The 20,243-nt window shown below is 35.2% G+C and carries 17 protein-coding genes; 7 read left to right on the top strand and 10 right to left on the bottom strand.

All coding sequences use genetic code 11. The features are described from left to right. The first annotated feature begins 40 nt into the window (after positions 1-40). Complete coding sequence (locus B0A67_RS14555) at positions 41-892, top strand: outer membrane beta-barrel protein (RefSeq protein WP_072953939.1); 852 nt, start codon at positions 41-43, stop codon at positions 890-892. 75 nt (positions 893-967) lie between these two features. Here the strand turns inward: B0A67_RS14555 and B0A67_RS14550 are convergent, their stop codons facing one another. Beyond that, positions 968-1,426, bottom strand: coding sequence for a response regulator (locus tag B0A67_RS14550; protein ID WP_072953940.1), 459 nt, complete (start codon positions 1,424-1,426; stop codon positions 968-970). Between the two features lie 305 nt (positions 1,427-1,731). On the opposite strand from B0A67_RS14550, the gene B0A67_RS25290 reads away from it, so the two are divergent. The 4 genes from B0A67_RS25290 (at position 1,732) to ligD (ending at position 5,469) form a co-directional block, all read left to right on the top strand. After that, the gene (locus tag B0A67_RS25290) at positions 1,732-1,857 is read left to right on the top strand and encodes a hypothetical protein (protein ID WP_262494739.1); all 126 of its coding nucleotides are present in this window, start codon (positions 1,732-1,734) and stop codon (positions 1,855-1,857) included. Positions 1,858-1,876: 19 nt separating this feature from the next. Next, the gene (locus B0A67_RS14545) at positions 1,877-2,332 is read left to right on the top strand and encodes a hypothetical protein (RefSeq protein WP_072953942.1); all 456 of its coding nucleotides are present in this window, start codon (positions 1,877-1,879) and stop codon (positions 2,330-2,332) included. 115 nt (positions 2,333-2,447) lie between these two features. Then, positions 2,448-2,930: a hypothetical protein gene (locus tag B0A67_RS14540; RefSeq protein WP_072953944.1), complete on the top strand. Its 483-nt coding sequence runs from the start codon at positions 2,448-2,450 to the stop codon at positions 2,928-2,930. Further along, positions 2,917-5,469 carry a DNA ligase D gene (gene ligD / locus B0A67_RS14535; protein WP_072953946.1) on the top strand — a complete coding sequence of 851 codons (2,553 nt, stop codon included), beginning with the start codon at positions 2,917-2,919 and terminating at the stop codon, positions 5,467-5,469. Before B0A67_RS14540 ends, ligD begins: the two co-directional genes overlap by 14 nt. Here the strand turns inward: ligD and ku are convergent. The 5 genes from ku to B0A67_RS14510 form a co-directional block, all read right to left on the bottom strand. Continuing rightward, on the bottom strand, positions 5,466-6,236 hold the full coding sequence (gene ku / locus B0A67_RS14530; RefSeq protein WP_072953948.1) for a non-homologous end joining protein Ku: 771 nt from the start codon (positions 6,234-6,236) through the stop codon (positions 5,466-5,468). The two genes, ligD and ku, sit on opposite strands and share 4 nt — an antisense overlap. 10 nt (positions 6,237-6,246) lie before the next feature. Continuing rightward, positions 6,247-6,615 carry a SpoIIAA family protein gene (locus B0A67_RS14525; RefSeq protein WP_072953950.1) on the bottom strand — a complete coding sequence of 123 codons (369 nt, stop codon included), beginning with the start codon at positions 6,613-6,615 and terminating at the stop codon, positions 6,247-6,249. A gap of 525 nt (positions 6,616-7,140) precedes the next feature. Beyond that, entirely contained in the window at positions 7,141-9,561 is a 2,421-nt protein-coding gene (locus B0A67_RS14520) for a TonB-dependent receptor (protein WP_242670967.1), read from the bottom strand. Positions 9,562-9,886: 325 nt separating this feature from the next. Then, positions 9,887-10,654, bottom strand: a complete 768-nt coding sequence (locus tag B0A67_RS14515; protein WP_072953952.1) for a methyltransferase domain-containing protein — start codon at positions 10,652-10,654, stop codon at positions 9,887-9,889. A gap of 317 nt (positions 10,655-10,971) precedes the next feature. Further along, positions 10,972-11,292 carry a hypothetical protein gene (locus tag B0A67_RS14510; protein ID WP_072953954.1) on the bottom strand — a complete coding sequence of 107 codons (321 nt, stop codon included), beginning with the start codon at positions 11,290-11,292 and terminating at the stop codon, positions 10,972-10,974. A 206-nt stretch (positions 11,293-11,498) separates the two neighbouring features. On the opposite strand from B0A67_RS14510, the gene B0A67_RS14505 reads away from it, so the two are divergent. After that, positions 11,499-11,912, top strand: coding sequence for a helix-turn-helix domain-containing protein (locus B0A67_RS14505; RefSeq protein WP_072953955.1), 414 nt, complete (start codon positions 11,499-11,501; stop codon positions 11,910-11,912). A 266-nt stretch (positions 11,913-12,178) separates the two neighbouring features. On the opposite strand, the gene B0A67_RS14500 is transcribed toward B0A67_RS14505, so the two are convergent. The 4 genes from B0A67_RS14500 to B0A67_RS14485 form a co-directional block, all read right to left on the bottom strand. Continuing rightward, entirely contained in the window at positions 12,179-14,449 is a 2,271-nt protein-coding gene (locus B0A67_RS14500) for an ATP-binding protein (RefSeq protein ID WP_072953957.1), read from the bottom strand. Beyond that, complete coding sequence (locus tag B0A67_RS14495) at positions 14,439-15,050, bottom strand: biliverdin-producing heme oxygenase (protein ID WP_072953958.1); 612 nt, start codon at positions 15,048-15,050, stop codon at positions 14,439-14,441. Before B0A67_RS14495 ends, B0A67_RS14500 begins: the two co-directional genes overlap by 11 nt. Positions 15,051-15,232: 182 nt before the next feature. Beyond that, a complete protein-coding gene (locus tag B0A67_RS14490) occupies positions 15,233-18,598 on the bottom strand; it encodes a CheR family methyltransferase (RefSeq protein WP_072953960.1) in 3,366 nt (1,121 codons plus the stop codon). A gap of 66 nt (positions 18,599-18,664) precedes the next feature. Beyond that, positions 18,665-19,117: a response regulator gene (locus B0A67_RS14485; RefSeq protein WP_072953962.1), complete on the bottom strand. Its 453-nt coding sequence runs from the start codon at positions 19,115-19,117 to the stop codon at positions 18,665-18,667. A gap of 391 nt (positions 19,118-19,508) precedes the next feature. Between B0A67_RS14485 and B0A67_RS14480 the strand changes: the two genes are divergently transcribed. Beyond that, positions 19,509-20,075 carry a cysteine hydrolase family protein gene (locus B0A67_RS14480; protein ID WP_072953963.1) on the top strand — a complete coding sequence of 189 codons (567 nt, stop codon included), beginning with the start codon at positions 19,509-19,511 and terminating at the stop codon, positions 20,073-20,075. The last annotated feature ends 168 nt before the right edge of the window (positions 20,076-20,243 follow it).

Here is a 20,243-nt window from a genome sequence, read left to right as displayed (position 1 = left end):
GTGCTGTTTTCGAATAGCACTGGCATTAAAAAAAAATAAGATGAAAAAATATATACGCAACTATATAACATCACTATCAGTAGTTACAGTAATTTTAGGATCTTGCCTAAATGGTTACGGTCAGGATAGAAAACAAGAATTTTCGATAGCTGTAGGAGGCCCAATGTCGTTTCTCAAGTATAATACTGCCGGAGAATCAGTACCCGGAAACGGTATAAATGCAGGAATTCGATACTCTTATTATTTAAACGAAGGTCTAAGTATTGGTATTGGTGTCGAATATCAAACGTACAGTTCTGATGTAAAATACGGATTTTATGGCGGACAGTATAATGCTGTTGATGCTGAAAATGAAGCATTTCAATTTAGATATAAAGCAACAGGATTACGCGAGCAGCAAAAATTAGGATACGTAAATATTCCAATAGGGATTCAATTTGAAACTCCCGGAGCTACAAAATTATATCTTGCAGCCGGAGCCAAAGTAGGTTTTGCAACCAACGGAAGCTACGAAAGTACCTACGGCAACCTAACGACAAGCGGTTATTACCCGCAGTATAATGTCGAATTATTTAGCCCCGCATTTGCAGGCTTTGAAAGTGTAAACAACCTGAAAACAAGCAAACAAGACCTCGATACCGATGTGTCCTATTCGGCTACTTTCGAAACCGGTTTAAAACAAAAACTGGGAGATCGAAGCGCCATTTATATTGGCGTTTATTTAGATTACGGATTAAATACTATTTATGATAATAAAGAAAGTAAAAATCTCGTGCAGTACCATCCGGAACTACCTGTGCAGCTGCAATACAACAGCATACTTGATACTTCTCATTCAAATGATATCAGACTGGTTTCTTACGGATTTAAACTAAGATATGCTATTCGGTAATTTTTAAATTTACTATTTAAAAAAATCCTTTTTTAAAAACAAAAAATCCATTCGCCTAAACGAATGGATTTTTTTTTATTCAATTTTCACTGCCTTAATCTCGATTTTATTATACTGCTCAATTGATTTTGGTTCGTTCCAATATTCAATAATGGTCTTGATAACCTGCCTGAATTTTTCATAATCAAAAGGCTTCACAAAATAACTATGTGTAGGCAAAGAATACGGATCGATCACGAAGCTCTGTTCAAATAATGTCGTAAAAAACAAATACGGACAATTGAATATCGTCCCTACCCCATTATTATCAGAATTCGTTTCCATCACCTTATAATTCATGACATTCAACAATACAATATCAGAAAAGACCAAAAAAGGTTTAATGTGATGACGAAGCATATAATTGCAAGCCGTTTCGGCCGTATTAAAATATATAATTTGATTCTCGTAATTAAGATCCGCAAAAACCTCAATAAATAATTTACGGTCTTCCTGCTTATTCTCTATAACTACTATGGGTCCTTTTTTATTCATAGCCAATACCTTTAAAATTCGTACTTCAGATGTTCGTAAATTTTACCTACTAAATCCTATGTAAATATTTTAAAAAATAAGAATAAATAACTTACAAAATATTCCTTTGTGATTATATAATTTTCATTTAGAAAACGATTCAAAAAAAAATCATCCCAATATAAAATGCTGAAAATTATACAATTACCAGATTGAATTTTATAATCAAATAAAAATTGTTTCTCCTAATTTTGACTTAACCATTTCTAATTCAACAACATGAACGAAATGTCTTTTTATTATCTATTAATTTAATCTCAAATGTTATGAACACTTCAAGCCACAAAAACACCAGCACTACAAGTGAAAAATCAACAGATAAAAAAATGGGTACTTCAAAAAGTGCTTCAAAATCTGCTGCTACAAAAAAGTCGCCAACGACTAAAAAATAACCCTTTAAATCATTGCAGTATGATAACAGGAAACAACGAAAATTATGGTCGGGACGATCGTAATTTTTACCATCCGGAAGATGACATTCGTCTGGGATCTGAAAAAAAAGAAAATGACCTTTATGCTGTTAGCCGCAACAACGACGAAAGTTATGTTGATGAATACCAGAAAAGAACTGATGAAGATTTTTTTGATGAGGATCCAATTTTAAATCAGGATGAAGATCCGGATGATTTGGATGAGGATTTCTCCAATGCACTCGACAGAGACGATGACGACGAAGAATATTTTGAAGAGGAAGATCTTGACGAAAGTGATTTAGACGATGATCTTGTAGAAGACTATGACGAAAACGATCGCGAAATCAACAGTTTTGCCAAAGATCGCTTAAAAGAAGACGAACTCGATCAGGAATACGACATTGATCAGGATCTTGAAGAAAAAGATCCTGTCAATAATCCCAGGGAGTTTTAAGCGGAACGCTTTACTAAAAATAAACCATTCGCCACGGCAATGGTTTATTTTCTTTTATTCCATCTTCTGACAGCCATTTTGATTAGCCGTTTATAAATCACTTAAAACACTACTTATGGATATCTTTATTTTTTTTCAGTTAATAATCGTTTCCGTCGCTGCTACATCAGCCATGACATTATTTAGTTATGCGGCATCGGCAAGCTTTCGGGAATTGTACAAAGAACCTGTGTTGCTCACCTTTATGCTAACCCGATTAAACGTTGAGTTACCGGCCAAATCTAAAGCCACACTCGCCTGGCTGCTGCATTATTTTATTGGTTTTCTCTTTGTCGTGGTGTATCATGTAGTATGGATAAAAAATATTTTACCCGTTTCGTTTTTAGTCGGCTTTATATTCGGTTTTCTTAGCGGTGTTATTGGCATTCTGGGCTGGATGTTCATGTTTAAGATGAGCGATCATCAGCCTGCTATCGATTTCAAAGGCTATTACTTTCAGCTGCTTCTGGCACACATTATTTTCGGATTGGTTGCAACCGCAGTTTACTCCCTTTCTTCATCTGTTTTAATATTGGTAAAAGCTTATGTCACTGTCTAAATACAATCAGAAAAGAGATTTCAAACAAACTCGGGAACCAAAAGGCAAAAGAGAAAAATCAGCTAAAGAGTTGATTTTTGTTGTTCAAAAACACGCCGCATCGCATTTGCATTATGATTTTAGATTAGAAATCGATGGTGTCTTAAAAAGCTGGGCAGTTCCTAAAGGACCTTCTATGAATCCTGACGATAAACGCCTGGCCATGATGGTCGAAGATCACCCCTACAGTTATAAAGATTTTGAAGGCACAATACCTGAAGGAAATTATGGCGCCGGAAATGTTATTGTGTGGGATAATGGCACTTATACACCAGATCAGCCTTCTGCAAACCCTGCAAAAGCACTATTGGCAGATCTTAATAAAGGCCACTTAAGTTTTATTTTAAAAGGAAAAAAACTTAAAGGCGAATTCTCATTGATAAAGCTAAAAGGAAAACAGGAAAACGCCTGGTTACTCATCAAAAAGCATGATCCGTATGCGACAGAAAATGATATTTTGAATAAAAACAAATCGGTTATATCTCAGAGAACTTTGGAGGAATTAGAGAAAAAATCAAAAAAAAATGCTGAGAATAATACCGAAAAAAAAACATCTTCAAAAAGTAATTATTCATCCCGGACTCCGGCAGTATTTATCAAACCAATGTTGGCCGGTACAAAAGAAAAAGCTTTTGATGATGCTGACTGGATTTTTGAAAATAAATACGATGGCTACAGAGCTATTTCTGTAATTAATCCTTCTGATGTACAATTATTTAGCAGAAATAAACTATCTTTTAATTCTAATTTCAAGCCCGTTGCAGATGAACTTCAAAAAATAGATCATATTGCCGTTTTAGATGGTGAAATTGTGGTAGAAGACGAAAATGGAAAAGCAAACTTTCAGCTCCTTCAAAACTATCTTAAAACCGGTTTGGGCACTCTGAAATATTATGTTTTTGATCTTCTTAATTTAGATGGCAATACTATCACTCAATTGTCATTGCTGGAACGAAAAGAACTCCTGAAATTATTATTTAATAAATATGATTTTACAAATATTTTCTATTCAGAACATACCATAGAAAAAGGAATAAGCCAATTTGACAGGGTTATAAAAAATAAAGGCGAAGGTATTATTGCAAAAAAAGCGGACAGTATTTATGCTTCTGATAAAAGAAATAATGATTGGCTTAAAATTAAAATTGCAAATGAGGAAGAAGCCATTATTATTGGAATAACACAGCCTAAGAAATCCCGAAAATATTTTGGAGCCATTTTGCTTGGTCAGTATTATGGAAAAAGGCTTCAGTTTATAGGGAAATGCGGAACAGGTTTTACTGATGCTGTTTTAAAAGAATTGTATACAAAACTTCAGCCCTTTTTTGTTGATGAATCTCCGCTTAGCGAAAAAATTGGACTCAGGGATGAAATTCAATGGGTAAAACCAAAGCTGGTTTGTCAGGTAAAATTCTCAGAATGGACAAATGACAAACATCTGAGACATCCTATATATCTGGGTTTAAGAGTAGACAAGAAACCTGCGGAAGTTTTTGTACCGTCAAATATTAAATCAAATACTACAACCGAAACGAAAGTAAATGCTGCTGCTATGAAAGAAAAACCAACTCAGAAAACAGAAAACGATTACGATTTAAAAATCGGCAAGACGACTTTGCATCTGACCAATCAAAACAAGATATATTTTCCTGATGACGGAATTACCAAAGGAGACATTGTACAGTATTATAATGAAGCAGCAGATTTTATATTGCCTTATCTCAAAGACCGTCCGCAATCGATGAACCGTTTTCCTAACGGAATAAATGCTCCGGGATTTTATCAAAAAGACGTTGATGTCGATAAGATTCCGTCCTGGCTGAAAACCAGAAAAGTGTTTTCTGAATCGAATGAAGAATTCCTGAATTACCTGATCTGCAATGACAAACCGACTTTGTTGTATATGGCAAATCTGGGCTGTATTGATATGAATCCGTGGAATTCTACCATAAAACATATCGAAAATCCCGATTGGCTTGTGATCGATATTGATCCTGAAAAAGATAATTTCGAAGAAGTTGTAAAAACCGCCCTGATCGTAAAAGAAGTCCTTGACGAACTTGAGACAGATTGTTACTGCAAAACTTCAGGAGCAACAGGATTACATGTTTACATTCCGCTTGGTGCGCAATATGATTATGATTCCATTAAAATATTGGGCGAATTGTTAGCTATTGAGATACAATCCCGTTTGCCTGAAACAACTTCATTAGAACGAAGCATCAAAAAAAGAAATCATAAAATTTATATCGATTATCTGCAAAACCGTCGCGGGCAGACACTGGCAGCACCTTACTCTGTAAGACCTAAACCGGGAGCAACAGTTTCGACGCCATTAGAATGGAGCGAAGTAAATTCGAAATTGCATCCGTCGCAATTTACCATCAAAAATGTGCTGAAACGTTTTGATAAAAAAGGCGATTTATGGAAACCTGTTTTAGGAAAAGGTGCCAATATCAAAAAGATACTGCATAAACTGGAAAACAAAAGTCCGGATTAAGAAGATTTCTTCTTATCCAGACTTGCTTTTAACATCGCCATTAAATCGTCGCTTTGTTTATGAACGACTTGTAATTTTCGAGCCGCTTGTTTTTTGCCTTTGGCTTTATTTTTTATAATCTGCAAAAGCTTCGCAGTATATTCATCCTTATAAGCACTGATATCGAATTTTTCAGTCAGCTGATCGATTAGTTTTTCAGCCATATCCATTTCTTTCGTAGCTTTTTTAGAAGCCGGAGGAAGTTTTAATTCTGAAGTATCCCTGATTTCCTGTTCAAATCTGATTCGGTTTAATAAGATCACATTTTTGTAAGGTTTCAAAATCGCCAGGCTTTCTTTGTTTCGCAAAACAAAACTCGTCACTCCTACTTTACCGGACGCTTCAAGCGCATCTCTGAGCAAAGCATACGCATTAAGGGCCCCTTTGTCAGGCTCGAGATAATACGGCTGTTCATAATAAATACTGTTGATTTCATTTTCTAAAGCAAAACTCTGAATATTAATCGTTTTGGTTTTCTCGGCATCGGCAGCTTCAAAATCAGCATCTTCGAGAATCACATATTTATCATCGATTTTATAGCCTTTTACGATATTACCGTAAGACACTTCTTTACCCGTATTTTCATTTACCCTTTTGAACTTGATATTGGCATGGTCTTTTTCGTCCAGCATGTCCATATCAAGCGTACTTTCCTGCACGGCAGAAAATATTTTAATGGGAATATTAATTAACCCAAAACTGATTGATCCTGTCCATATTGCTCTCATAATAATAGGTTTATAAAGTTGAATTTCCTTCGACCCACTTCAGGGCTTTATTAAAAGCTCCCTTTTTAAAACCACGCAATTCTCCGGTGGCATTAAAAACAAATCCATCATTAAAATTCATTTCATCCGAATCTGAAACGATGGCAACCCTATTCCAGTTTTCAAATTGCTGCAATCCAAGGACAGCATCGTGAAACCAGGCATTTTCAGTAAAATTCTGAGTATCTGTATCCAGTGCAAACAAAAAATTAATCTCGTTTGACGCTTTAGATAAGCCTTCTAATTCAGGAAGTATAACAGTTTTAAAATCAGCTGTTGTTACTTGTCCAAGTGCTCTGAAAGCAATTAAATTCTTTGCTGTTTCTATTTTATGTATCATAATGATTATGGTTTGAATTGTTGTTCTAATGCAATCTATTTCAGAGGATTAAAATTAATTCACATCACATCAGAAAACTTTACACGATTATGGGTGGAGATTACAAAACTTCAATAATGTCCCTAATAGAAGCCACAGATTAAAATATCATTTCACGCAGATCTTGCAGATTTTAATTTTACCAATTATCTGCACACATCTGCTTAAATCTTTTTTAAAATCTGCGTGAAAAAAATCCAACACATAGAAATTCAATAGCTATAAATATATCGCTTCTATGGAGCTTTTATTAAACGATTTTATAATAAAAACATTCATTTAAACCCAGGCAGAATGACATATTTATAGAAATCAAAAGAAAAAGATCATCTATTTCAAGTCCCAGAGGGATGCTATATTTATAGAAAATAAAACACACACAACAAAGAACTCCAGCGAGGTGAAATATTAAACCCTAATATAAAAGGGGAATATTTCATTTTTGAAATATTCCCCTTTTTATTATTTCAAATTATTAAATAATAATTAGAATTTAAAAGTAAGATTGGCTGTTATACGCGTTGGATTTTGTGCCGCAAGCCTGTACGACCAATATTTTTCATTCGTTACATTGTCTACTTTGAGACCCAATCTGTATCTGGGCTGATCATAAAAAAGCGAGGCATCTAAAACCGTGTAGGACGGAATAGAAAATTTGAAAGATGTTGTATTCGTCTGGTAATATTCACTGCCGTAAATACCTCCAAAACCAAATCCTAAACCTTGCGCCGGACCCTTTACGATTCTGTAACTCGCCCATAAATTAGCCGTTCTTGGGGATCCCGCCGTAGTTGGCCGTAAGCCCTGAACGCTGGCATTACTTTTTTCGTATTTACTGTCATTATAGGTATAACCCGCTACAATGTTCAATCCTGAAATTGGATTTGCAATCAATTCTGCTTCAAAACCTTTGCTCACCTGAGTTCCGTCCTGAATAGAAAAGTTGGCATGATCCGGATCGTCACGCGTAATGTTTGTTACCTGTATGTCGTAATAACTAAGCGTAGCCGAGATTTTATTCAAATCAAATTTAAAACCTCCTTCGTACTGATTCGCCTGATTGGGTTTGAACGTATTTCCGTCAAAATCAGAACCTGAAACGTTACTGAAACCATTCATATAATTACCAAAAACAGAAACCTTGTCTTTTACAATTTGATAAACCAATCCAAATTTTGGTGAAAATGCTGTTTGATTGTAGTTTCCTGCAATAGAATCTTTGCTAGGATAATATGTTCCTTTATTCTCGTATCGGTCCATACGTATACCACCCATTACCAACAATTGATCCGTTACATTCAAAACATCCGAAACGTAAGCGCTGTATGTGTTCTCATCATTGGATACGAAATTGTTGAATTTTAAATTAGGATTAGCAAACATCGGAGCCACTTTCTCAATATTAAAATTGTTGTAGGCATCACCCGGTTTTTTATAATCCATTGCCGGCATATTGACAATCGCATCATTACGGGTGGCGCGCAAGCTATAAAAATCCAGACCTGCTACTACCCTGTTTTTTAGTTTACCAATTTTAAAAACACCAATAAAATTCTGCTGAATATCTGTTCCGTAAAAAGGAGATTCCTGATACGTAACCTGCTGTCTGATTGTTGTTGGAGACATCATCTGTAAAGACACCACATAACCATCAGAGGATGATCTTGTTCTGGACAAAATAGTCTGAGACGTCCATTCATCCGACATTTTATATTTTAACTGAGCAAAAATATTATATTGCTGGCTGGTGTAATTAATGGTATTATTGGCAAAAGACAATTTATACGGAATATTAAGTGCTTCAATGCTGCTTTCAGTTCCTTTTACAGCAAACGGCGCAAGTCTCGTAGGCGAAGTTGCTTTGTAAATACTGAATTCGGCATCGATCAAAAGCGTTAAACGGTCATTTACCTGATAAGAGAAACTTGGCGCAAAAGAGAAGTTTCTGTTGAATCCGGCATCCTGAAAACTTCTTTCGCTATGCAAAGCTGTATTTATTCTTAGCAAAGCCGTTTTATCTTCATTGATTGGCGTATTGATATCCGCCGTTAAACGGTTAAGATCCCAACTTGCCGCAGAATAGGAAACTTCGCCTTTGAAGGTGTCAAAAGGCTTTTTCGTAACACGATTAAACAATCCCCCAAAAGATGACAATGTACTTCCAAAAAGCGTTGCTGATGGCCCTTTGATCACCTCAATACGTTCTAAATTCGAAGGGTCAATTGTGGTATACGTAAAACTTCCTACTCCATTTCTAACCACTTGCGGAGTCGGAAAACCTCTTGATATAGAAGTGGTACGGCCCTGGTTTCTTACTTCGGCAATACCTGCACCGGGAACGTTTTTAAATGCGCTATTATAATCTGTAATCACCTGCTCCTTCATCAATTCCTTGCTTACGATGATGTAAACCTGTGAATTTTCAATGTTTTTCAGAGGCATTTTTGCTACGTCAATACTTTCTTTCTTGGCAAAACGATTTCCTCCGGTACGAATTACAACATCTTCAAGATTTTGTACAGATGAATTTACGCGGATATCTACCGTCGCTGATGGTGACTGTTCTGTAACCTCAGCCGTTTCTGTAGAAGACACATAACCGGACATGGTAACTTCTAAAGTATATGTTCCGAAAGGCACTTTTTTAAACTCATAGTTACCGGATGCATTCGTTACGGCACTCTTATTTATTTCGATTAACTTCACGATAACACCCTGACTTGCATTTCCGTCATTTGTGATGATTGTACCTTTTATTTGCCCGTTTGATTCCGTTTGAGCCTGAAGAAAACCTCCACTTGTCAGCAAACTCAACATGAGGATGAAAGTCAATTTCTGTTTTAAGGTTTGTATCATTTTCCCTGAACGCATTACAGAACAGGAAGTTGATAATATTTTTGTTGTCATTTTATTGTTATTTAAACCAATTCTAAATTATGGCGCAAATGAACAATATTTTTTGTTATCTATCAACTGTAATGGTTTAATTTTTTTTAGAAAATACGCATTTAAACAAATGTTGAAAACACACTGAAACAAGCCGTTAAGAATTGTATTACTTAAAGTATTTGTTAAGTAAAAAAAGAACGACATTAGGTTTTAGATTTTAGATTTTAGATTTTAGATTTTAGATTTTAGATTTCCCATAACTTTGTCAAAGTTTGGCATCGAAGTTCACATTATCTAATTGACTCATTATCTAATTATCTAATTCAATTAACAATCAAACAACCTATCCTTTCCTTCCATAAAGCAAGAGTCTCTTAAAAGAATAAATCGCGGGAAGTTTAGGGAAATACGCCGCAATTCTCTCCTTATAGGTTTTTATAAAAAGTTCTTGTTCATAGCCATCCAGACGTTCTATGTACGGAATCAAAGCTGAGCCTGATATAAAATTATAAAGCGTTTCGTGATCGTTGGCTATTATGGGATATACTTTTTGCAGGATCTGAATGTCTTCAAGTCCGCCATCAAAAAGTATTTGTGCATATTCGTCGATACTCAAAACCGGAGAATCTCTTTTGTAGCCTTTCAGATAAGATTTAAAAGGTTCTTCTTCTACCAATTCGGCAAGAATAACGTTGAGTTTATTTTCCGGCTGAACAGGCATTTGTACTGCAAATTGTCCTTTTGGGTTCACGAGATCTATTAATGCTGTAAATAAAGTTTCATGATCATTCGACCATTGCAAAGCCGCATTACTAAAAATCAAATCCCATTTCTCTCCTGACGCCAGTGTTTCTTCTGTAGTTGCCTTCCTGAAATGCAAATTATCTGATTCTAAAGCTTTTGATTGATCCAGCATTTCTGCCGAAGAATCGACACCCAGAAAATCAGCCTCTTTGAATTTATCTGCTAAAATAGCCGTTTGTTCTCCCGTGCCACAGCCTAAATCAATGGCTTTCATTCCGTTTACGGGTTTGATAAAATCAATCAGATCATAAAAAGGCTGATAACGAATATTTTTGAACTTATTATAAATTTCCGGATTCCAGGGCATCTTGTGTCGTTTTATAATTTCATTTGATCAGGAAAATCCGTGATCAGCATAAAATTGGGTTACTAAAAACTAAGATACAAAATTCTCATGGGTTTTATAACGAGCTTTATCCGGCCATTCGCTATATCTTTTATTTTTCTAAAGAAAAAAAATAAAAGGATGCCGCTGCTGTCCGGGCTAGGGATTTTGGATTTCAATAACAATAAAAAAAGACGAGACAACACGTATTTCTACGGTTTTTAGTAAAACGGTATTGTTGATTTGTAAATCATACGTTTTTATTAGTATGCCTTATAACAACAAAATAAGACTTTTGTTTATTCAACAAGCAACTCATTAATTTCTGTTATCAGTTCAAATTCATCCAAAGGAAACATTTCTAACACCATTTCTAAAATTAGCGCCACATTTATAGGCGAATATTTAATTGTAGCCGACGTTTGATGTGCGTCTTGTTCTAAGGCTATAATACATAATTTTATGATTTCGGTAATCGTACAGCCCAGTTCATAATAATTAAGTACTTTAATTTGAGCCGTGTGAGTGCCTGTTTCATCGCCAGACGGAGTTAAAATATTGCAATATTTGGCAGTTAATTTTCTAAGATTCTCTAATTTTTTGATTTCATTGGTTTTCATGGCGTATATCGTTTTAGTTATCGCTTGTTAATCATTTTACAATTAAACTTTTACTATTTCATCATAAGAAAAATTGTACTTTTGCATGACTCAGCGAAGAAAGAAATAGATTGCAGAGTACCCAATCATTTTTTGCCGTATTGTACAGCGATAAATATGTTTTTTACATATTGCGACTTATTACACTTAATTATTATCTTTGAATTATGAGCACACTTACAAAACCAAATCATATAGGGCGAAAAATCAGCCGTATTCGTGAACTTCGTGATATGAAACAAGAAGCTTTGGCACAAGCTTTAGGAACCAACCAACAAGCTGTATCTGCTATAGAAAATAGTGAAACGATTGACGAAGAGAAACTTATTGCTGTGGCAAAAGCTTTGGGAGTAACTGTTGAAGCGATTAAAAATTTCTCAGACGAAGCCGCAATTAATTATTTCAATAGTTTCACAGATAATGTTGTAACGACTGGAAGTATTTTTGCAAATAATTGTACGTTTAATCCTTTAGATAAATTGGTTGAATCTTATGATGAAAATAAAAAACTTTACGAACGTCTGTTGAAAGCAGAACAAGATAAAATTGAATATTTGGAGAAATTACTAAAAGAGAAGTAAGATTTTTTAAAACATATACTAAATGAGAAAGAGGCTTATAGGTCTCTTTTTTTATGCGTCATCATTAAATAGTAAGATAAAACTTTGTCCAAAATACATCTACTTCTGATGCAAAATCAGCAAATAATATACTTTTACCCAGTTCGTCATAAATAAATATACTATTCATAAATTTTTCATTTTATGAAAACCCATAATCCATAAAATAAAAAAAAAGACGATGCATCATTATTGCATCGCCATATATTTTAAATAAAATAAAAATATCAACTCAATGAATCTAAAGGATCACAAGGAAAGTAAATCGTGATCTCTGTGCCTTTATTTAGTTTTCCTTCGGCGCGGATATTGCCGTTGCAGGTTTGCATTATTTTTTTGCAAAGTGCGAGCCCAACGCCGGATCCGTCGTATTTTTCGAGCGTATGCAGTCTTGTAAATATTTTAAAAATTGATTCGGCATATTCTTGTTCGAAGCCTATCCCGTTGTCTGAAAATTTGACCCAATGGCAGTAGACTTTATTAGAGTATTCGTTTATTTCTGCTTCTTTAGAACTTGTTATGGTAATCACGGGAAGCCGATCTAAGGAGGCGTATTTTAATGAGTTGTGCAGAATATTAGAAAAAAGCTGTTTCATTAAAAACGGAATCGCATGTACTTCCGGCAGGCTTTCGCACTCAAAAACGGCTTTGTTCTCGATAATGATTTCCTTCATTTCCTGCAGGGTCTCTTCGAAAATATAATTAAGACTCACCTTTTGAACGGATTCTTTTGTATGTTTTATTCGGGTATATTTCAGGATATCGACCAGTAAATTTTGCATTCTGTTGGCAGATTTGGTCACGCGCTGCAAAGAATCAATAATACTTACAGAAGGAATTTCATTAGTATCTGACAACACTTTTGATGTAATAAACTGAATTTTACGTAAAGGTTCCTGCAAATCATGTGTACTGATCCAGTTGATGTTTTCAAGTTCTGAATTGGTTTCTTTTAATACCTCATTCAAACTGCGGTATTTCTCTTCTTCCTCGCTCAGCAACAGCATAATGATCTGATTGTGCAGCGCATGTGCATAACTTGCCGCTGCATTAATTTCAGAATGCAGCCAGATACTGCTCTGGTTTTTTATAATCTGTTTCCATAAATTAAAGGAATTCCTGGGATGCAGCCCTTTGCTGTCTATAATTATCGCTTTCTCCGGATCTCCTGCCCAGCTTATTTCAGCAACAGTTTCTGGTTTGTACCAAATAATTGTGTTGCCATTGCCAAGTGAGTGATAAATAATACCCGAAACATCTTCGTAACCGTCTAAACCGGGAACAAAATCACTGAGTTTATGGGTACTGAATGTTCTTGTATATTCAGAAGCATCTATAGCAGAGATAATTTTCTTTATTTTTTCGTCAGATGGCGTGAATCCGTTTTTATACATTTTATTCCCAATCGAAATCGAAACTCCTGCAGCATTACAAAGCTTTAGTAATTCAGGATGGTCACAGATGATTTTAAAAGATTCATGTACTAACGGAAGATCTAAGGCAGTTAACCTTTCGAGTGCCCTGCTGGTTTTACGGGCAATTTCGTATTCGTCATTCGACTGTCGCAAATCGATCTGGGAGGTAATAAACTGTCCCTGAAGCTTGGCCGCGAGCCGAATTTCAGGAGATATATTTTTGGGTGAATAATGATGACAGGCAATCAGCCCCCACAAACGATTATGATGAATAAGCGAAATGGTTAAGGTGGCACCAACACCCATATTTTTTAAGTATTCTACATGAATGGGCGAAGTACTTCTAAGAACAGAAAGACTTAAATCAAGATTTTTATCCGGCTCATCATCAATCGTAAAAATAGGAACCGGTTCGTAACCAATATCTGCTATTAATCGGATTTGATTTTTCATGTACAGTTCTCTTGCCTGCTTTGGAATGTCAGTATGCGGATAATGAAGTCCCAAAAAAGGTTCTAAATCTTCCCTCCTGCTTTCGGCATAAATTTCACCATTATAATCAGCGTCAAATCTATAAATCATAACGCGATCGTAACCGGTTATTTCCCGTGTTCCTTCGGCAACAAGTGCACATAAATCTTTCAGCGTCCGTGTATTGTTCATATCAGACACAAACTGAATCGTTTGCGCATATATGTTAGCAAGTTGTTCTTTTCCAGCAGATTGTGGTTCTGCCTCCAGAATATAAATAGAATTGCTTTTATGAATCGTTACCTGAAAATTTTTATCGATTAGGGTTATTTCAAGCGGAAAAACAAGCGGTACTTTACTGTCATGTATATAATCATGCAATTCTTTTTGTGCTTTTATGCCAAAAACGATATCGAATTTTTCTCCCAATATCTGATCAAAAGCCACATCGAGAAAATCTGAAATATTGGGTGTACAGAAATCAATTTTCCAATCTAAGGTTATGCCAAGCAAAAAACCATGCGGCTGAATACTTCCGGGAATGTGTATGGGTTCGTGCTCACAATTGGTTAGAGTGACCAAATCGCGGTTTACAATATCTTTAATTTTCATTTTTGATCGTCTTCAGAAAATGATTATGAATACAATCAAAAGCATAAACAGCGCCGTCGATAATTTCTTCTTCGCAGTTGTGCTTTTCTTGATATTCTGTCAGTGCGCTTAAAAAACCTTTCCAGTAACTGCCTGTTTTATTACCATATCCGGCAAAATATGAAACTCCGTTCTGGTTGCTTAACACCGGAATGGTTTCAATATTTTTAAGAATATACCTTCCGCCAAGCGAGGATCCTTCTACAACATATACTATTCCAATTGCAAAGGGAATACTAATGTCATGATCTCTAAAAACGGCATTTGACCCTGTGATTTTATAGTTCAGAAAATCAAGATCATTTTCGATCAGATGCATTTTTTTTCTTTCTTCCAAATCAGGAAAAACAGCTGATAACAAAGGAAAAATATGATCTTGCGTACTTTTGTGCACCTCATACATAAGCGCCAGATAATGGCAATAATCGCTTATTTGAAGATCAGGTGAAAGTATAGAAGAAGAAACTGGTAAATTTTCCAGATTTTTATGCGCGTTGGCAGTTTGATTTTTTAGTCTTTCTAAAAAGCTAATCGGTGTTGTAAAACCCGGATTTGTTGTCATGATAAGAAAAAGTAAGTAATAATTTTTTAGTAAACGAAATATGTTGCTGATGGGTAAAATTCAGTAATGTCAAAAAACAAATGATATAACTTCAGCATTCGGTTACATCATTTTGGTGGTTATGCTTTATCAGGATACCCAATAGTATCAGGGAAATTTATATTTCCTAAAATACTTTACTATTAAATGGGGATTATAATATGAAATTCTGCCCCAATATTTTCTTCGGCTTTTGAGAAGATAATTCCTTTATGATTTTCTACAATTTTTTTTCCAATAGCAAGGCCAATTCCCGTTCCGGTATAGACTTCATTGTTGTGTAATCGTTGGAAGATGGTAAAAATTTTATTCTCGTATTGTTTATTAAAACCTATGCCGTTGTCTTTTACGATGATTTCACAATAGGCTAAAGCAGCATCCAAAACAGGATATTTTTTAACCTGCCTGGCAGTCATTGTATGTGAGTTAATTTCGATTTTAGAAATCGAACCGTCATTTTTATAAAACTTAAGGGCATTGCTTAACAGGTTATAAAAAAGCTGGTTCATTTGCAACGGAATCGCATTAATTACAGGCAATTGCCCTACTTTAATTTCAAGATCACGCTCTTCAATCATCAACTCAAAATCAGTCAGAATATCGGTTATAATCGCATTCAGGTCTGTTTTTACAAACTGTCTTTCAGGATTATTAAGATATGAGTAGGCCAGTAAATCTTTTATCAGGGTATTCATTCTGATAGAGGATTTGCTTATTTTTTCGATTAAGAGTAATGCTTCGCCAGAAATTTTTTCATCCATTTCGAGAAGCCTGCTAATAAACATCAGTATTTTACGCAAAGGTTCCTGCAGATCATGGCTCGCTACATAAGCATATTCCTGCAGCTGCACATTGGCGTCGTGCAAATTTTTGATCGAACTTTCGAGTTCTTTGTTAGAAGTTAGCAAATCAGCCGTACGTTCTTCTACTTTTGCTTCAAAACCGCTTGATAATACCTGCAATCTCTTTTCGATAATTCGGCGTTCTGTAATGTCTTCAATAGCCAGTAAAATCAATTGTTCTTTGCTGGTTTCATTCGTAACCTGCCTGGCGTTTAGCAACATGACACTTTCGCCGTAAGGCAAAAGATTTACAGAGATTTGATAGTCATCAAGTTGTGTTTTTTCGGGCAATACTTTTTCAAGCATCGCACGCATCGGAATGTTATCAAAAAGATGATTCTGTATTTCGTAAATCAGCTTTCCGGTGGCTTCTTCTTTGGTGATATTGTATTTTTTAGAAAATGCCCTGTTGATATTTTTTATTCTTAAATTAGTGTCCAGCACTACGATAGGTTCTCTTAGAGTTGCTACAATAGCCTCAGTATAATTTTTAGAAATATTGATTTGCTGCTGCTTGTTCAGGAGTTCCTGATTGATTTGCAAAAGCTCTTCGTTACTCGACTGCAACTCTTCTTTTGAGGTTTCCAGTTCTTCATTCAGACTTTGCAGTTCCTCGCTCCCACTCAGCAATTCTTCATTGGCGCTTTGCAATTCTTCATTCGATGCTTCCTGCTCTTCGCTAATGGCATTTACATCGTCGTGTATTTTGGCGAGTTCTTTTTCGAGTTGCGCAATTCTTCTCAAATTCAAATTCTCACGTATTTCCTCTGCCGTAAATTCAGTTGAAACTATTTGTTCTTTCTGTATCACTGTTTTATAAAACAATACTAAAAAATACGGTTCCGAAGTATCTTCTAAGGGTTGGATTTCAATCGTAATTTCGCTTATTGTTCCTTTATTTTTTACCTGAATACCTTCTTTTATTACCAGAGCATTTGTTTCTTTGGCTTTGTGCCAGGTATTTCGAAGTTCAAAAGCCAAACCTTCGCGAGTCATTTTCAGCAAATTAAAAGTCGGTTTTCCTGTCGAAAGCTCTATAAATTCAGCTATTGAAGCGTTGATATGAACAATATCCATTTGTTCGTTTACAATAACGCTGGCCGGAGTATATTTAGAAATTAATAATGATTCGGCACTTTTTCTAAAATCTTCCTTGACGATCTCTTTTCTCAGAATATCTGTTTTTAAATTTTTTAATTTATCATTTCCACCCATTCCGGAATGTACAAATCTGCCTGAAACCTGTTTTCGGGTATAAATTTTTCCCGCTTTTTCGAAAGGCTGAAAAAGTTCTGCCGCGGGAACAGCCGTTTCTGATTTTCCCAAAAGCAAAAATCCGTTTTCTTTTAAAGCATAATGAAAAGTAGTCAGTGATTTCTTTTGCAAAAACGAATCCATGTAAATAAAAACATTGCGACACGTAATCAGGTCCATTTTGGCAAAAGGAGGATCCGTCAGAAAATTATGGACAGCAAAAATGCATAGATCCCTAATTTGTCTTTTAATTTTATATCCGTTGGTATTGGCAGTAAAATATTTGGTCAGAATGGTTTCAGAAACATTTCGCATTTGCGATTTTCTGTAAAATCCAATTCGGGCTTTGGCAATAGCCACTTCTGAAATATCCGAAGCAAAAATCTGAATTTCTTTTCCCTCCAGATTTTCACCTAAAAATTCATGAAGCGCAATAGCAAGTGTATAGGCTTCTTCGCCTGTAGAACAACCTGCAATCCAGATGCGTATGCAATTTTCCTCTGTTACCCTGTTTATCATTAACGGAAATACTTTTTCTCTCATAATCTGAAAGATTTTAGTATCCCTGAAAAACTCTGTGACGGGAATCAGTAAATCATTGAATAAATCCTGAGGTGCCAGTTTATCGCCCTGCAAAACTTTAAGATAATCCCTGAGACTGACGATTTTACTCAGCGCCATTCTTCTGGCAATACGGCGCCGTATGGTACTTTGCTTATAATAGGTAAAATCGACTCCGCTGTGGTGACGCAAAATTTTGATGATTTCCTGAAATACGATTTCATCATTGGGATCATTTTCTTCGCCGTCTAAAACTGTTGATTTAGAAAGTTCGATTAATTTCTGCACAATTTGAGTGGGTGATAATACATAATCAACCACACCGGCATTGATTGCGTTCTGTGGCATTTCGTTATTTGCAGCGTCAATATCCTGCGCGAAAGTAATGCCTCCGTGTTTTTTGATTGCTTTAAGGCCAATAGTGCCATCAGATCCGTTTCCTGATAATAATACACCATATGCCAGATCGAGATGCACTTCGGCAAGGGAATTAAAAAACACATCGATTGCCTGATTTTTGGTGTCTTTTACTCGCGGACTTAACTTTAAAACGCCATCATAAGAGGTCAGCATTTTATTTTCCGGAATGACATAAATATTGTTGGGGGCCAAATGAATATCATCAGTGATTTCATTTATTGGAATTTTCGCTACGCGCGAAAGTAATTCTGTGAGCATACTATCATGCAGCGGATGTAAATGCTGTACAATAACATACGCCATTTCAGAATCAAAAGGAATGGCATCAATAAATTGTCTGAAAGCCTCTAATCCTCCTGCCGAAGCACCAATACCTACAATAGGAAAATCCTGTGCTGTAGCCTGCGGCAAATTGTTTTTCTGCGTATGCATGATTTCAATTTTTAGGTATTAAGTAATATAAATCAATGCAGATATTACAATTGTGTGTGCCTGAAATTAGACTGAAATAATAAAAGATTCAAATCTTACATTCTCCAGTTTTTCTTTCCAATCAGTTTCAATAACTTTTTTTAGTAATTTTTTTAAATCACCAAAAGCAATAGGTTTTACAACATAGGCATTGGCACCCAATCCAAAAGTGTTCTTTACACCATCCTCTGTTGCCGAAGTTGAATAAATAGCTATCACAGGAATATCTTTGAATTTAACATCTTCCCTGATCTGTTGCAAGGTTTCGAATCCCGACAATATTGGCATGTTAAGATCTAAAAAAATGATATCCGGAACAATAAAATTGGGATCATAAAGACGGTCCAGAAGCTCTACACCGTTTTTACAAAATTCGATGGGATTCTCGAGTTGCAAATCTGCTAAAGCTTCAGCAAAAAATTCCCTGTCATCCTCATCGTCATCAGTAAGTAAAATCCTTATGTTCTTTCTATTATCCATTATTAAAGTAGGTTTTAATCCAAATGTACGTTTAAATAAATAGGAATACGAAATTGCAAGTAATTTACTTGTCGTTTTATCATTAGGATTATCATTTTCTCTTAAAATAAGTAATTAAATCAGTTATATTATTGATAATTATAGTTTTACTTCTACTATAGGCATTTTTACTTTATCAGTCCATAAATAGTCTTTTGGCTACATAATCATTTTTGACTTCTATTTTTTATGTAAGTTAAAAGCCAAAGGAATATTGGGTATTTTATTGTAAGTGTCAGAAATGAAATTAATGGTTTATTTTTGTATCATAAAAATGAGTGTTTAAAAGATTCTAAAAGAGAAAGAAACAATAACGGTTTATTACTATATACCGAGCTTTATTAATAAAAACATGAAACTTAAAGACCAAAATACTGCCTTGATTATAATTGATGTTCAGAAAGGTTTTAATGATGAAGAATATTGGGGCGGAAACCGAAACAATAAAGAGGCGGAAACAAAAATCGCCCAAATTCTGGAACAATGGAGAACGTTTGAATTGCCTGTTTTTCATATCGTTCACAGTTCTTCAAACGCTAATTCAAAACTACATGTTTCGAATTCCGAATTTGAAATCAAAGACGAAGCAAAACCAATTTCCGGAGAGCCTGTAATTGCAAAAAATGTCAACAGCGCTTTTATCGGAACAGATTTAAAAGAAAGACTCGATGCTCTGGAAATCCGTACGCTTGTGATTGTGGGTTTAACTACAGATCATTGTGTCTCTACAACAACAAGAATGGCAGGGAATTTTGGATTTGAGGTTTATTTAATTTCTGATGCCACCGCCACTTTCGACCGCATTGGTATCAACGGAGAAAAATATGATTCAGAAATGATTCATCAAATATCTTTGGCAAGTCTGCATAATGAATTTGCACAAGTTATCGATACTAAAACACTTTTGGAATTGGTTTAATGTTTTTTTTCGTCACAAATATTTATAATTATAATGAGGGAATATTTAACCACAAATTACGCGAATTTCTTGTATGATACTTTGTAGTAAAGAAGAAAGTTAGCCACGAATATTCTTGTGTTATTTGTGATGAAAAAAGTTAACCGCTAATTACGCAAATTTTCGCAA

It is taken from the genome of Flavobacterium aquidurense, from assembly GCF_002217195.1.
GTDB classification, from domain to species: domain Bacteria; phylum Bacteroidota; class Bacteroidia; order Flavobacteriales; family Flavobacteriaceae; genus Flavobacterium; species Flavobacterium frigidimaris.
Note: the sequence above shows the minus strand (reverse complement) of the source record. Positions and strands in the feature narration are given on the sequence as shown.

What these genes read in the sequence shown, in the direction of transcription:
- B0A67_RS14555 (WP_072953939.1), top strand. Translation starts at nt 41, where the DNA reads ATGAAAAAATATATACGCAACTATATAACATCACTATCAGTAGTTACA.
- B0A67_RS14550 (WP_072953940.1), bottom strand. Translation starts at nt 1,426, where the DNA reads ATGAATAAAAAAGGACCCATAGTAGTTATAGAGAATAAGCAGGAAGAC.
- B0A67_RS25290 (WP_262494739.1), top strand. Translation starts at nt 1,732, where the DNA reads ATGAACACTTCAAGCCACAAAAACACCAGCACTACAAGTGAAAAATCA.
- B0A67_RS14545 (WP_072953942.1), top strand. Translation starts at nt 1,877, where the DNA reads ATGATAACAGGAAACAACGAAAATTATGGTCGGGACGATCGTAATTTT.
- B0A67_RS14540 (WP_072953944.1), top strand. Translation starts at nt 2,448, where the DNA reads ATGGATATCTTTATTTTTTTTCAGTTAATAATCGTTTCCGTCGCTGCT.
- ligD (WP_072953946.1), top strand. Translation starts at nt 2,917, where the DNA reads ATGTCACTGTCTAAATACAATCAGAAAAGAGATTTCAAACAAACTCGG.
- ku (WP_072953948.1), bottom strand. Translation starts at nt 6,236, where the DNA reads ATGAGAGCAATATGGACAGGATCAATCAGTTTTGGGTTAATTAATATT.
- B0A67_RS14525 (WP_072953950.1), bottom strand. Translation starts at nt 6,615, where the DNA reads ATGATACATAAAATAGAAACAGCAAAGAATTTAATTGCTTTCAGAGCA.
- B0A67_RS14520 (WP_242670967.1), bottom strand. Translation starts at nt 9,561, where the DNA reads ATGACAACAAAAATATTATCAACTTCCTGTTCTGTAATGCGTTCAGGG.
- B0A67_RS14515 (WP_072953952.1), bottom strand. Translation starts at nt 10,654, where the DNA reads ATGCCCTGGAATCCGGAAATTTATAATAAGTTCAAAAATATTCGTTAT.
- B0A67_RS14510 (WP_072953954.1), bottom strand. Translation starts at nt 11,292, where the DNA reads ATGAAAACCAATGAAATCAAAAAATTAGAGAATCTTAGAAAATTAACT.
- B0A67_RS14505 (WP_072953955.1), top strand. Translation starts at nt 11,499, where the DNA reads ATGAGCACACTTACAAAACCAAATCATATAGGGCGAAAAATCAGCCGT.
- B0A67_RS14500 (WP_072953957.1), bottom strand. Translation starts at nt 14,449, where the DNA reads ATGAAAATTAAAGATATTGTAAACCGCGATTTGGTCACTCTAACCAAT.
- B0A67_RS14495 (WP_072953958.1), bottom strand. Translation starts at nt 15,050, where the DNA reads ATGACAACAAATCCGGGTTTTACAACACCGATTAGCTTTTTAGAAAGA.
- B0A67_RS14490 (WP_072953960.1), bottom strand. Translation starts at nt 18,598, where the DNA reads ATGCATACGCAGAAAAACAATTTGCCGCAGGCTACAGCACAGGATTTT.
- B0A67_RS14485 (WP_072953962.1), bottom strand. Translation starts at nt 19,117, where the DNA reads ATGGATAATAGAAAGAACATAAGGATTTTACTTACTGATGACGATGAG.
- B0A67_RS14480 (WP_072953963.1), top strand. Translation starts at nt 19,509, where the DNA reads ATGAAACTTAAAGACCAAAATACTGCCTTGATTATAATTGATGTTCAG.